This is a genomic window from Arthrobacter sp. 10N43 (assembly GCF_056394525.1).
The window spans coordinates 78,063-90,746 of the sequence record NZ_JBFTIA010000004.1 but is presented as its reverse complement, the minus strand read 5'-3'; the positions used below and the strand labels follow the sequence as shown (position 1 = coordinate 90,746).

Here is a 12,684-nt window from a genome sequence, read left to right as displayed (position 1 = left end):
TCATGAATGGACACTTTGGGGCGGAATTGAGGATTGCTGGTGCCAGTAGAGGATCGTGGAACTCCAGGCGGACGGGATATCTCGTCCCTGGACTTCGACAACAGCGGCATCTTGCGCCTGGAGTGGGCCCGGGACGTCGTGATTGATGCGCCCAACGCACAGCTGGCCATGGACCGGGTCAATGAACTGTGCGGCGGCCGGCCCACGCCGCTGCTGATCGACATGGCCACCACGCAGTCCGTCAGCCGGGCCGCCCGGGCCGTGTTCGCCAAGCGCTGCGACGCCTCGGCCATCGCGCTCCTTGGCTCCTCCGCCGTGGACCGGGTGCTGGCCAACTTCTTCCTGGGCGTCAATTCCGCGCCGGTTCCGACACGCTTTTTCACCAACGGCGATGAGGCGGTCCGCTGGCTGACCTCGCAGGGCCATGACGGGGAATGATGATGACCGCCGCCTCGAGGAACTCGTGGACGGCATCGTCGTACTGTCCTCGGGCGATCTGTCGAACCGCCTGCCGGTGTCCCCGGCACGGGACGGCATTGACGCCGTAACGACCGGCATCAACCTGCTGGCCGAAGAACTCCAAAGCATGTACGAAGACCTGGAGGTCCGGGTCGCCGAACGGACCGCGCTGCTGGAAGCGGCCAAGGCCGAACTCCGGCGCGTCATCAATACCGATGAGCTGACCGGACTGGCCAGCCGCTCGCTGCTGCAGGAAAAAGCGGCCGAGGCCGTAGCCGGAGCCCAGACCGGCGCCGGACACCAGCCGGCCCTCATCCTGCTGGACCTCGACTCCTTCCGGCTCATCAACGACAGCCTCGGCCACGGCGCGGGGGACGCCGTGCTGCGGGAGGCGGCGCTGCGGTTGAGCGCTGCGGCCGGGCCCGGCCACCTGATCGCACGCCTGAGCGGCGATGAGTTCGCCGTGCTCGTGGCGGACCAGGATCCGGAGGCCGTGCTGCAGATCGCGGCCCGGCTCGGCGAATCGCTGAAGGCCAGAATCGTCGCCGGCGGCGTCGCGATCGCCCTCACGGCCGGCACCGGGGTCCGGCTGGGGGAACCTGGCCTGCGCAGCGAGGAGTTTATCCGGGATGCCGACATCGCCATGCACGAGGCCAAGAAACGTGGCCGCGACACCCTTCTGGTGTTTTCCGCGGCGATGCACGAGGCCGCCAAGCAGCGGGTCCACCAGGTGGCGGAACTGCGGACAGCGCTCGCTACGGACCAGCTCGAACTGGAATACCAGCCCATCATGGATCTGCGCACCGGCACCATCGCCGGCGCCGAGGCCCTGATCCGCTGGCGGCACCCCGCCCTGGGCCTGCTGGCGCCCGATACCTTCCTCGACGCCGCCGACGAGGCTGGGCTCACGGTGGAAATCGGGCACTGGGTGCTCCGGAACGCCATCGCCCAAACCGGCAGATGGAAGTCCGAACCCGGGCTTCCGGCGGGCTTCAGCACGCACATCAACCTCTCACCGGCGGACCTGCACCACGTCGACCTGGCCCCCTACGTCGAAACCCTGTTGGCCCGGCACGGCGTCGAACCCCGCAATGTCTCCATCGAAATCACCGAAACCGCGATCATGCGCGGCGGTCCGGAAGTGGCAGCCACGATGAAATCGCTCAATGACCTCGGCGTCCGGATCGAGATTGACGACTTCGGCACAGGCTATTCGTCCATCAGCTACCTGCGCACGCTGCCTGTCACGCAGGCCAAAATCGACAAGTCCCTGCTCGACGGGCTGACCACCGACCGGCAACAGGAGACCTTCGTCGCGGCCATCCTGCAACTGATCCATTCGGCCGGCCTCGGTGCCGTCGCCGAGGGCATCGAGGACAGTGAGCAGGCGAACAGGCTCCGGCAGCTGAACTGCGAATTCGGCCAGGGATACTTCTTCAGCCGTCCGCTGCCCGTCGAGGGTATGACGGATCTGCTGGCGCACCGGGACGGCGCCGTCGCGTGAGCGGAACCGAGAAGACGGGCGTCCAGAAGTCAGGCACCGAGAAGTCAGGCGCGCACGGGTCGGGCGCGCACGGGACGGGCATAACCGGGAACGCCATAGGCAGGGCTGCGGACACAATCCGGCTCGCGGCCAGGGTCGCCGCCCTGTCCCTGCACAGTCCGCGGCGCCCGGACCGGCGCTGGGACGCCTTCTGGCACGGCGTGTCTCAGGGATCCCTCACGGAAGCGATCATCTGGGATGCGGCCCCCGGCGACGGCAACGAGGAGGTCCGGCACCATCTGCAGACGATGGCCGGCACAATGGACACCGGCCTTCCGGTGATCGATCTCGGCTGCGGGAACGGCGCCATCACCCGGCGGCTCACCGAAATCTTCCCCGCGGTCCTGGGCGTGGACGTCTCCCCCGGGGCCGTGGCGGCAGCACAATCCGCGCACCCGGACATCCCCGGCCTCAGTTTTCGGAGCCTGGATGCCACGCGGCCGGCCGCAGCGGCGGCGCTGGCCCGCGAACTCGGCGACGCCAACGTCTTTGTGCGCGGTGTGTTCCACGTCCTGGGCCGGCGACGGCAGGCCCGCCTGGCGGGCTCCATCGAAGCCCTCCTCGGCGCCCGGGGACGGGTCTACCTCGTCGAGACGAACGTCCCGGGCGGCGCGCTAAGTTACCTCAGGGGCCTCGGCGCCACGGGCGGGCAGATCCCGGGACCTCTCCGCCAAGCCATTTCCGCCCTGCCAAAACCGGGCCATTTCGGCGCCGGGCAGCGCGCGCGGGTGTTCCCCGCTGACCGGTGGAGCCTCATCGCTGAGGGCTCCACCGTCCTGAGGACAGTGCCGATGGAACCCGGCGGACCGCCCGGCAGCATTCCGGCGTACTGGGCGGTCCTTGCGCCGCGGCCCCAGGCCTCCGGGACCTAGACCTCCGGGAAGGTGTCCACCCGCTGGTAGTCGCGCGGAACCACGACCATCGGGACGGGGAGTGCCCGCAGCACCTTGTTGGCAGTGCTGCCGATGAACAGCTTGTACTTCTCCGCCAGGCGGGAGGACCCCACGATCATGACCTCGCCGTCGTCCCATTCCAGGTCGTCGATTGCTTCCTCGATCGAGCGGCCGTGGGCCACCTCCACGCTGGCGTGGTGGCCTTCGGGCAGACGCTGAGCGGCCGCTGCCAGGACGGTGTTGGCGTGGATGTGGGCGGCGTTGACGTTTTCCCCGCCGTCGCCCTCCACGTCGAGTTCCACCAGGGAAACCAGCCGAAGCGGCACTCCGCGGCGTTGGGCGGATTCAATCGCGACGTCGATCGCTGCCTCCGCTCCGACGCGTTGGCCCACGGCGAGGGTCAGCCGCGTGACGGCCTCGGTCCGGCGGTAACCGCGCGGCGCCAGTGCCACCGGGACCGGGGCGGCGTGCAGGAGGGCGCTGGCCACGCTGCCCACGGTGTGCCGCTTGAAGAGCCCGTTGCTTGCTGCCCCCACCACGATCAGGCCGGCCCGGTATTCGAGGGCGGCGTCGATAAGGCCTGCGGCGAAGGATTCCGCCTGGCGGACGTGGAAGTGTGCCTCCAGTCCCTCGGGGACCAGTTCCATTCCCTGGCGTTCCGCGGAGATAACCTGCTGCTCGGCGGTGCTGACCCGGCTGCCTTCCGGATTCATCGCCACATAGGGCGTGTGCCGGTCCACCACATAGACCAGGTCAAGATGCGCTCCCTGCGCCCGGGCCATGGCCGACGCCAGGGCAACGGCGTCCGCGCCGCGTTCGGTGGGGGTATAGCCGACTACGTATCGCATGTATGAACCCCTTATGGGTCTGTGGCAGATGCCAGCTGCGCCCCGGGGGTTCCGGGCGACGTCGGCCGGTCTGCGTTCCTGCAGTGGATATGGATGACTCTAGTCCAGCAGCCCCCCGAAAGGTGGTGACCAATGGCCCTGAGCAGCACAATCTTCCGCGCCTACGCTGGGATGGTCGAGGGGAGAGGACCATGAACGCCATCCGCAACCGCAGGACCGGGTCGCGGACAGCGGGGCTGGGAACCCTGGCGCTCCTGGTGGTCCTGACCGCCTGCACGACGCCGGCCCCGCAGCCCGCGGCCGGCAGCCCGCCGCCGTCGCAGTCCCCGACAACCACGGCCACCGCGAGGCCGTTGCCGACCGGCGACGCTGACGAAACGGCACCGCCGCAACCTGGCGACAAGGTGATTTCCTCGACGGTCGCCCACGACTGGTCGGTGCCCGGGCCGACCACACCGATCCACACGGACCACCAGAACCCGGTGCCTATCGCGCCTCCGCCGGCGTCCCCGTTGCCAGCCCTCTACGCGATCGGCGCGGGCCAGCACCCCTCCGACACCCCGCCGTATGACCAGCTGAGCTTCCGGTTCTCCGGCGGATTCCCCAGCTACGACCTCGAAGTGGTCCCCGAACTCGTCGCCGACGGCAGCGGCCTGCCCATTCCGATGCCCGGTACGGGCACCATCCTGGAGGTAACGTTCCGGGGCGCCCAGTCGCACACTGCGGACGGCACGGCCAGCACCGTGACCAGCGCGCCGCCACCGGCAATCGGATACCAGGCGCTCACCAGCTACGCGCCGGCCGGGGACTTCGAGGGCGTGCTGAGCTACGGAATCGGCGTCGGCCGTCAGATGAACACGGTCCCGGAGACGAAGGTTCGCGTCTCTGAGGTGGAAAAGATCGAGCAGGGCCAGCACCTGTACGTGGTGGCGATCCAGCTGGACTCGTCGGCCTGGAAATAGCGCCGCAGATTCCAGCCCGGGGCCAGGGCCGGAAGACGCGGGACCAAATAAGACAACGCAGGAGCCGCGGACGGTGTGTCCGCGGCTCCTGCGTTGTCTACCGGAAGGCCGGCCTCCGGGAAGGGATCGCCCTCCCGGCGGCTTGTTTCAGGGGTGGATCAGGCGTTGGCCTTGATGGCCGCGGCCAGGACCGCAAGGCCGTCCAGCAGCAGCTCGTCGCTGATCACCAGCGGCGGCAGCAGCCGGATGACGTTGCCGTAGGTGCCGCAGGTGAGGATGATGACACCCTCCTTGAGGCAGGCTGCGGCGACGGCCTTGGTCAGCTCCGGGTTCGGCTCTTTGGAACCGGCCTGGACGAGTTCAATGGCCAGCATGGCGCCGCGGCCGCGGACGTCACCGATCACGGACTGCTCGTTGGCAAGTTCGCGGAGCTTGCCGAGGGCGATCTCCTCGATGTGCTTGGCACGGGCGTTGAGGTCGTACTGCTCCATCGAGCCGATCGAGGCCAGCGCGGCTGCACAGGCTACCGGGTTGCCGCCGTAGGTGCCGCCGAGGCCGCCCGGGTGGACGGCGTCGAGGAGGTCGGCGCGGCCGGTGATGGCGGAGAGCGGCATGCCGCCGGCGATGCCCTTGGCCATGGTGATGATGTCCGGGACAACACCCTCGTGGTTCACGGCGAACCATTCGCCGGTGCGGCAGAAGCCGGACTGGACCTCGTCGGCGATGAAAACGATGCCCTTGTCCTTGGCCCAGGCAGCCAGGGCGGGCAGGAAGCCATCGGCGGGGACAATGAAGCCGCCCTCACCCTGGATGGGCTCGATGATGATCGCGGCAACCTGCTCGCCGCCGATCTGCTTCTCGATCATGGTGATGGCGCGCTTGGCGGCCTCGGCACCGGTGATCTCCGGGTTTTCCTCGCGGAACGGGTAGCTCATCGGCATGCGGTAGACCTCGGGCGCGAACGGGCCGAAGTTGGTCTTGTACGGCATGGCCTTGGCGGTCAGCGCCATGGTCAGGTTGGTACGGCCGTGGTAGGCGTGGTCGAACGCGACGACGGCGTCCCGACCCGTGGCCAGGCGGGCAACCTTGACGGCGTTTTCGACAGCCTCGGCGCCGGAGTTGAACAGCACCGTGCGCTTTTCGTGGTCACCCGGGGTGAGGCGGTTCAGCTGCTCGGCGACGGCGACATAGCCTTCGTAGGGCGTGACCATGAAGCAGGTGTGGGTGAAGTGCTCCACGGCTTCCTTCACGGCACCGACGACGGCGGGGTCCGAGGCGCCGACGCTGGTCACCGCGATGCCGGAGCCGAGGTCGATGAAGGAGTTGCCGTCGACGTCGTGGATGATGCCGCCGTCGGCGTCGGCCACGAAGACCGGGACGCTGGACGCGACACCAGCCGCGACGACCGCCTTGCGGCGCTCGGTCAGGGCAACGGACTTGGGGCCCGGGAAGTCGGCCTGGACGCGGCGCTTCTGCTCGAGCCGGTAGGTGATGTCATGTGCGGTGGTGGTCATGGGAAGGCCTTCCTAAGCGTGCGGTTGAGGCGCGCGAGTTATGCGTCAGGTTGAGTTATGCGGCTGCTGTGTTCTGCATCCGCGTTTATGCGACGGCGTTATGCGTCGAGCGCACTCATGACGTGCTTGATGCGGGTGTAGTCCTCCACGCCGTACATGGACAGGTCCTTGCCGTAGCCGGACTGCTTGAAGCCACCGTGCGGCATTTCGGCGGTGAGGAGAATGTGGGTGTTGATCCAGACGGCGCCGAAGTCGAGGTCACGGCTCAGGCGCATGGCGGTGCCGTGGTTGGTCGTCCAGACGCTGGACGCCAGGGCGTACTCGACGTCGTTGGCCAGTTCCACTGCCTCGTCCTCGGTGCTGAACTTCTGCACCGTGATGACGGGGCCGAACGTTTCCTTCTGGACGATGTCATCGGTCTGCTTGGCGCCCGTGACGATGGTGGGTTCGAAGAAGAAGCCCTTCTCGCCCGCGCGGTGGCCGCCGGTCTCGATCTTGCAGTTCGCCGGCAGGTGCTCCACGACGGAGGTGACCGCGTTGAAGTGGTTGACGTTGTTCAGCGGACCGAAGTAGTTGTCTTCATCGTTCTGCGAGCCCGTGTGCAGGGTCCTGGTGTGCTCGACCATGGCGGCGACGACGTCGTCGTGCACCGAATCCTGGACCAGGACGCGGGTAATCGCCGTGCAGTCCTGGCCGGCGTTGAAGAAGGCGAACTCGGCGATCGCCGCGGCGCTCTTCTTGATGTCGGCGTCGGCGAACACAATGGCCGGGGCCTTGCCGCCGAGTTCCAGGTGGGCGCGCTTGAGTCCCTTGGCGGCGCCCGAGGCGACGGCGATGCCGGCGCGGACGGAACCGGTGATGGAGACCAGGCCGGGGACCTTGTGCTCGACCATCATGGCGCCGGTCTCGCCGGTGCCCAGGACAACGTTCAGGACGCCGGCCGGGAAGATCTCGCCGGCGAGCCGGGCCAGCACCAGGGTGGACTCCGGGGTGGTGTCCGAGGGCTTGAGGACCACGGTGTTGCCGGCGGCCAGGGCGGGCCCGATCTTCCAGATGGCCATGAGGAACGGGTAGTTCCACGGGGCCACCTGGGCCACGACGCCGATCGGCTCGCGGCGCACGTAGGAGGTGTGGCCTTCGAAGTACTCGCCGGCGGATTTGCCTTCCATGATGCGGGCCGCGCCGGCGAAGAAGCGCAGCTGGTCGGCGCCCGCGGCGACTTCCTCGGAGGCGATCAGGGAGCGGACCTGGCCGGTGTTGCGGTGCTGGGCGTCCACGAGCTCGTCGCTGTTGGCCTCGACGGCATCCGCGAGCTTGAGCAGCATGAGCTGCCGCTGCCCCGGCGTGGTGTGCTTCCAGGTCTTGAAGGCGTTCCTGGCTGCCGTCATGGCGGCGTCGACGTCGGCCTGCACCGAGATCGGCGACTGTGCCACCACGTCGCCGTTGGTGGGGTTGACGATGGGCAGCATCCCTGTGCCGGCGGGGGTGACGAACTCGCCGTTGATGAAGTTCTGCAAGGTTTGGACCACGGTGTACAACCTCTTTCTTACTGCCAATGACGGATGTGTGTGACTGGTCACGAGCCTATGCCAGCCGGGCAAGCCAGGGAATAGGCACCTGCACACCTTGCCAGCAAGAGTTTAGTGCGCTTGACCAGCACCCGGCTATCCTGAATCCATGGCCATTTCACTCGCTGCCCTGCTGGGAGTTCCCTCCCTGAATCTCACCAAGGCCGGCCTCGCCGAAACCACCTGGCACCAGGACATCCTCTGGGTGGCCGTCACCGAACAGGAGGACCCGCAGCGGTTCCTCAACGGCGGCGAACTGATCCTGACCACCGGAATGCGGCTCAAGAGCGCCGCCGAACAGCGCCGCTTCGTGCGGCAGGTCCAGCGGGCCGGGGCCGTGGGAATCGGGTTCGGGGTAGGACTGACGCACGACGCCGTACCTCCGGCCCTTATCGCCGAGGCCAACCGGTGGGGGCTGCCGGTGGTGGAAGTGCCCTACGAGACGCCGTTCATCGCGATCGGTAAGCTCGTGGCCGACGCCCAGTCCGCGGACCACCTGGTGAAGCTTGAGCGGCTCATCGCCGGGCACCAGATCCTGGCCCGGGCCCTGCTGACCGGTGGCGGCCTCGCCGAACTCCTGAAGCACCTGGGCTCGATGCTGCGGACCGAGATCGTCCTGACCCAGTTCACCGCCCAGCTGTACAACAGCGTGCCCGGCCACCCGGCGCCCAAGGCCGAGGGCTGGGCATCCTACCCCATCCCCACGGGCCGCCGCGACGCCTGCACGCTGTGGGTAAAGCAGCCCTTTGAGGACTCGGGCATCGTGGGCTACGCCCAAAACCTGATCAGCGTTGAACTGAACAACATGGTCAAGCAGCGGCAGGCGCAGCGGGCCCTGGCCGGACAGGTCCTCGACGACGTCATCCACGGCACGCTGGAGTCCAGCGAAGCCACCCGGCGCCTCGCCGGCGTCGGGATCAACAGCACCCGCAAGAACGTGGTCCTGCTCGCCGAGTCGGCCGCCCACCAGAAACAGCTGGGGAGTTCCTCCCTGCCCCAGCCGCTCGAGGCGGCGGTCAGCGCCGCCGTCGGGAAGGACCTCGTGGTGGTGATCCCCGACGACGGCAGCGGCGCCAGCGCCCTGGCCCGCAGCCTCAGCGACCATCTGGCCGAAGCCGGGATCCACGCCACGATCGGCATTGGCGGGGCCTACACGAAACCCAACGGCCTGCGCTGGAGCTATTTCGAGGCCCGCGACGCGTCCAGCCACGGCCTGCCGGTCAACGAGCCGGAGCGGCTGAGCCTGACTTCGCTGCTGCTGGCCAGTGAAGACGTCCCGCTGGCGGACATGGCCAACGAATCGCTGAACCCGCTGCGGGCCTTTGACGCAGCCCACGGCGCCGAACTCATGGCCACGCTGGAGAGCTACCTCGTCAACAACGGCTCGGTGGCGGCTGTCGCCGAGGAACTCACCCTGCACCGTAATACGGTCCGCTACCGGCTGGCGCAGATCACCGAACTCACCGGCTACGACCCGGCCCAGACACCGGACCGGGTGCAGCTCTGGCTCGCGCTGGCGGTGCAGCGGCTCAGCGCCCGGCAGCCGCGCTGACGCACACCGCCCCGCTCGACCCCGGCCCCCAAGCCGCTGTCACTCGCAGAGATATTCGCCACTAAAGGCTGACGCTCAAACATCAAACGTCTAACCTTTAGATATGGCTAGCAGCACGGCGGTTTCCGCACTTTCCCAGACAGCTCCACCCGGTGCCGGCCGTCCGCGCGGGGTGATCGTGGCCGGCGTCGTGGCGCTCGTGCTCATCGGGCTCAACCTGCGCGCAGGGATCACCGGCGCAGCCGCCCTCTTCCACGACCTGCAGGCCGTCCTGGGCTACGGGCCTTTCATCGCGGCCCTGCTCCCCTCGATCCCCACGCTGTGCTTCGCGGTGGCCGGGGCTGCCACGTCCTGGCTCACCCGGCAGCTGGGGCTGGAAAAAGCCATCCTGCTCTCCCTCGTGATGCTGGCCGCGGGTCTGCTGCTCCGCGGCGTTCCGTCCACCGGAATGCTCCTGGCCGGGACCGTGGCGGGGATGTCCGGGCTCGCTATCTGCAACGTGGCCATGCCGTCCTTCATCAGGGTGCACTTCGCGGACCGCACCTCCCTCATGACCGCCGTCTACACGTTGACCATGACCACCGGTGCCACGGTCACCGCCGTGCTGATCGTTCCGATGGCCACCGCCCTGGGCTCTCCATCGGCGGGCGTCGGCGCAATCGGCCTCCTTGCCCTGGGCGCCTGCCTCGGCTTCGTGCCGATCGCGGTCCACGCCCACCGCAACGCAACCGCCGGCAAGGCCGCCAGGGTTTCCCCGTGGCCCCTGCTGCGGACCCGCACCGGCGCGCTGATTACCCTCGGATTCACCGTGCAGGCGCTCCTGGCCTACGCCGTGCTCAGCTGGTTCCCCTACATGCTGGCCACGATGGGCCTCACCGCCTCTGACAGCGGGCTCATGTTCGGACTCATGCAGCTCGTCTCCGTCCCCGCCGGCATGGTGCTGGTGGCCATCGGCTCGCGCCCCCGGATGCTTCGCACAGCGTTCTACCTGGCCACCGTCACCATGGCCCTCGGCGTCCTGGCCATGCTGGTCCTGCCGGCTACCTGGGCTCCGCTGACCGCGGTGCTGCTGGGCTTCGGGCTCGGCATCTTCCCGCTGGTCATGGTGATGATCAGCCGCAGCGGCCGCACCACGGCCGAGACCACCGCGCTGTCCACCGTGGCCCAGTCCGCCGGCTATCTGCTGGCGACGCTGGGGCCGTTCGGCATGGGCCTGCTGCACAGCGCCACCAACTCCTGGACCCTGCCCCTGGCGCTGCTGCTGGCCGTGGCCCTCGGCCAGATCGTGGTGGGCCATCTCCTGTCGGCCGGGCCGAAAGAGATGCGCGAGAAGGAACGGCGGGCCGCCGAACGGCGCTCCGCCGAACTGCGCTCCGAGGCAAGGACCCGGCCATGACTCTTACCGCCTCGCACCGGCCCCCGCTGGCGGAGGAAATCACCGCCAAGCTCCGGGAACTGATCCACTCGGGCGAGTGGCCACTGCAGCAGCGCATTCCGGCCGAACCGGAATTGATGGCCGCGTTCGGGGTTTCCCGCGGCACCCTGCGCGAGGCCATCAAGGCGCTCGCGCACAGCGGCATGCTTGAGGTCCGGCGCGGGGACGGCACGTACGTCCGCGCCACCAGCGAGATCGCCGGCGCCACGCAGCGGATGTACCAGGACCACTCCCAGGAGCACATCCTCGAGGTCCGGGTCGGACTGGACACCCAGGCCGCCCGCCTTGCCGCCCGCCACGCGACGGCCGAGGACGTCAGTGCCCTGCGCGATTTGCTCACGGCACGCCGGGACGCCTGGCTGGCCGGAGACTACGCAGCCTGGGCCCGCGCCGACTGGGACTTCCATGCGCGGGTGGCGCAGGCGTCCGCCAACCCGCTGCTCCATGAGCTGTATGTCAGCTTCGGCGGAGTTTTCCACAATGACCTGCTCCGCCAGCAGCGGCGAGCAGGATTCAACGGCCTCCCGCTTGAGGGCCACGACGAACTCGTGGCCGCGATTGCCGCCGGCGACGAGGCGGCCGCCGTCGAGAGCGTCACGCGGAACCTGAATTCCTGCGCCGAATGGCTGCAGGAGTAGTTGCCGAGGGTTTTCCCAAGGTGGCCGGAAGATGCTCTGTCTCAGTGGCGCCCGCCACTCGCGCACCGGCCTCACAGCCTGGCCCGCGGGCACGCGGATTCGCGTCACCGTCGGCCTCAACGCCGAGTCCGGACGGCCGGTCCCTGCGCCCAGCAGCAGGGGCCGGCTCGACTTCGGCGGGGGCTCAGCGGCCCGTCAATAGGGTCTTAGTGCCGTAGACCGGGCCCCGGCCACGGTCAACACTAAGAGTGGTAGGACGCTGCACGAGGGTGCCCGAAAAAGGGTCACCTGCTTGCACCCCAGTCCCCGGACAAAGGTGCCAGTCTCGCCGGATGACAGTCCGGCCGGATGACAGCCTCGCCGCGTGCGGCGGTGCCTGCTGTGCTTTGCCTCAGCAAGTACGCCGCGAGGAGGTCGAAGGTGGGCAAGAAGAAGAAAAAGGCCAGGCGCGCCGAAGGACAGGACGAGCGGGCCCGGAAGAAAATGCCCCGCAAGGAGTACGAGGCGGAGATGGCCGTCCTGCAAGGCGAGCTGGTCGCCATGCAGGAGTGGGTGAAGTCCACGGGAGCCAAGGTCTGCATCGTCTTCGAAGGCCGCGACACGGCCGGCAAGGGCGGCACGATCAAGCGCATCGTCGAGCGGGTGAGCCCCCGGGTGTTCCGGGTGGTGGCGCTCCCCACCCCGACGGAGCGGGAGAAATCCCAGATGTACCTCCAGCGCTACATGTCCCACTTTCCGGCGGGCGGCGAGGTGGTCATCTTTGATCGCAGCTGGTACAACCGTGCCGGTGTGGAGCGCGTGATGAACTTCTGCACCCCGGAGGAGACCGAAAGGTTCCTGAACATGACGCCGATCTTCGAGAAGGCGATGGTCGATGCTGGAATCATCCTGATCAAGTACTGGCTCGAGGTCAGCGCCGACGAGCAGACCCGGCGCCTGGAGAGCCGGATAGATGATCCCCGCAAGACCTGGAAACTCTCCCCCATGGATCTGAAGTCGTACAAACGTTGGTACGACTACTCCCGGGCCAGGGACGCCATGTTCGAAGCGACCGACACCGCCTGGGCGCCGTGGTACGTCGTGCACAACGACGTCAAGAAGCGGGGCCGGCTCAACATCATCAGCCACTTGCTCAGCCAGGTGCCCTATGAGCCGTTCCCGGGCCTCGACGTCGAGCTCCCCAAGCGCCAGAAGGCCGGCGACTACCGCGAACCCACGCTGGCCGTCCGGCACATCCCGACACCTTTCTGAGCACCGTCCCGGCCACGAGGA

11 protein-coding genes are annotated in these 12,684 nt (G+C 68.1%); 8 read left to right on the top strand and 3 right to left on the bottom strand.

The window, feature by feature from the left end:
• Positions 1-33: 33 nt before the first annotated feature.
• From AC1DDO_RS08595 to AC1DDO_RS08585, 3 genes are read left to right on the top strand one after another with little or no spacing between them, the layout of a single operon-like run.
• The gene (locus AC1DDO_RS08595; RefSeq protein ID WP_476866743.1) at positions 34-438 is read left to right on the top strand and encodes a DUF7793 family protein; all 405 of its coding nucleotides are present in this window, start codon (positions 34-36) and stop codon (positions 436-438) included.
• A complete protein-coding gene (locus tag AC1DDO_RS08590) occupies positions 425-1,963 on the top strand; it encodes a putative bifunctional diguanylate cyclase/phosphodiesterase (protein ID WP_476866744.1) in 1,539 nt (512 codons plus the stop codon). The genes AC1DDO_RS08595 and AC1DDO_RS08590 overlap by 14 nt, the downstream gene beginning before the upstream one ends.
• The gene (locus AC1DDO_RS08585; protein ID WP_476866745.1) at positions 1,960-2,874 is read left to right on the top strand and encodes a class I SAM-dependent methyltransferase; all 915 of its coding nucleotides are present in this window, start codon (positions 1,960-1,962) and stop codon (positions 2,872-2,874) included. The genes AC1DDO_RS08590 and AC1DDO_RS08585 overlap by 4 nt, the downstream gene beginning before the upstream one ends.
• Here AC1DDO_RS08585 and AC1DDO_RS08580 read toward each other — a convergent pair.
• Positions 2,871-3,743, bottom strand: coding sequence for a universal stress protein (locus AC1DDO_RS08580; protein WP_441407744.1), 873 nt, complete (start codon positions 3,741-3,743; stop codon positions 2,871-2,873). The genes AC1DDO_RS08585 and AC1DDO_RS08580 overlap by 4 nt on opposite strands.
• Before the next feature lie 191 nt (positions 3,744-3,934).
• Between AC1DDO_RS08580 and AC1DDO_RS08575 the strand changes: the two genes are divergently transcribed.
• A complete protein-coding gene (locus tag AC1DDO_RS08575; RefSeq protein ID WP_476866746.1) occupies positions 3,935-4,705 on the top strand; it encodes an AMIN-like domain-containing (lipo)protein in 771 nt (256 codons plus the stop codon).
• Positions 4,706-4,863: 158 nt separating this feature from the next.
• On the opposite strand, the gene gabT is transcribed toward AC1DDO_RS08575, so the two are convergent.
• Together gabT and AC1DDO_RS08565 are read right to left on the bottom strand one after the other, a co-directional pair.
• Positions 4,864-6,219, bottom strand: a complete 1,356-nt coding sequence (gabT, locus tag AC1DDO_RS08570) for a 4-aminobutyrate--2-oxoglutarate transaminase (RefSeq protein WP_441407742.1) — start codon at positions 6,217-6,219, stop codon at positions 4,864-4,866.
• Between the two features lie 98 nt (positions 6,220-6,317).
• Positions 6,318-7,748 (bottom strand): gamma-aminobutyraldehyde dehydrogenase, encoded by a 1,431-nt coding sequence (locus AC1DDO_RS08565; protein WP_476866747.1) that lies wholly within the window; start codon positions 7,746-7,748, stop codon positions 6,318-6,320.
• A 148-nt stretch (positions 7,749-7,896) separates the two neighbouring features.
• On the opposite strand from AC1DDO_RS08565, the gene AC1DDO_RS08560 reads away from it, so the two are divergent.
• The 4 genes from AC1DDO_RS08560 to ppk2 all read left to right on the top strand — a co-directional run bounded on the left by AC1DDO_RS08560 (position 7,897) and on the right by ppk2 (position 12,663).
• Positions 7,897-9,339, top strand: coding sequence for a PucR family transcriptional regulator (locus tag AC1DDO_RS08560; RefSeq protein ID WP_476866748.1), 1,443 nt, complete (start codon positions 7,897-7,899; stop codon positions 9,337-9,339).
• Positions 9,340-9,442: 103 nt separating this feature from the next.
• Positions 9,443-10,735, top strand: a complete 1,293-nt coding sequence (locus AC1DDO_RS08555) for an MFS transporter (RefSeq protein ID WP_476866749.1) — start codon at positions 9,443-9,445, stop codon at positions 10,733-10,735.
• A complete protein-coding gene (locus AC1DDO_RS08550) occupies positions 10,732-11,412 on the top strand; it encodes a FadR/GntR family transcriptional regulator (protein ID WP_476866750.1) in 681 nt (226 codons plus the stop codon). Before AC1DDO_RS08555 ends, AC1DDO_RS08550 begins: the two co-directional genes overlap by 4 nt.
• Positions 11,413-11,832: 420 nt before the next feature.
• Entirely contained in the window at positions 11,833-12,663 is an 831-nt protein-coding gene (gene ppk2, locus AC1DDO_RS08545) for a polyphosphate kinase 2 (protein WP_476866751.1), read from the top strand.
• Positions 12,664-12,684 lie beyond the last annotated feature (21 nt).

Bases quoted from the DNA above. Each gene is read 5' to 3' on its own strand.
- AC1DDO_RS08580 (WP_441407744.1), bottom strand. From the start codon at position 3,743: ATGCGATACGTAGTCGGCTATACCCCCACCGAACGCGGCGCGGACGCC.
- AC1DDO_RS08555 (WP_476866749.1), top strand. From the start codon at position 9,443: ATGGCTAGCAGCACGGCGGTTTCCGCACTTTCCCAGACAGCTCCACCC.
- AC1DDO_RS08575 (WP_476866746.1), top strand. From the start codon at position 3,935: ATGAACGCCATCCGCAACCGCAGGACCGGGTCGCGGACAGCGGGGCTG.
- AC1DDO_RS08560 (WP_476866748.1), top strand. From the start codon at position 7,897: ATGGCCATTTCACTCGCTGCCCTGCTGGGAGTTCCCTCCCTGAATCTC.
- AC1DDO_RS08550 (WP_476866750.1), top strand. From the start codon at position 10,732: ATGACTCTTACCGCCTCGCACCGGCCCCCGCTGGCGGAGGAAATCACC.
- gabT (WP_441407742.1), bottom strand. From the start codon at position 6,219: ATGACCACCACCGCACATGACATCACCTACCGGCTCGAGCAGAAGCGC.
- AC1DDO_RS08590 (WP_476866744.1), top strand. From the start codon at position 425: ATGACGGGGAATGATGATGACCGCCGCCTCGAGGAACTCGTGGACGGC.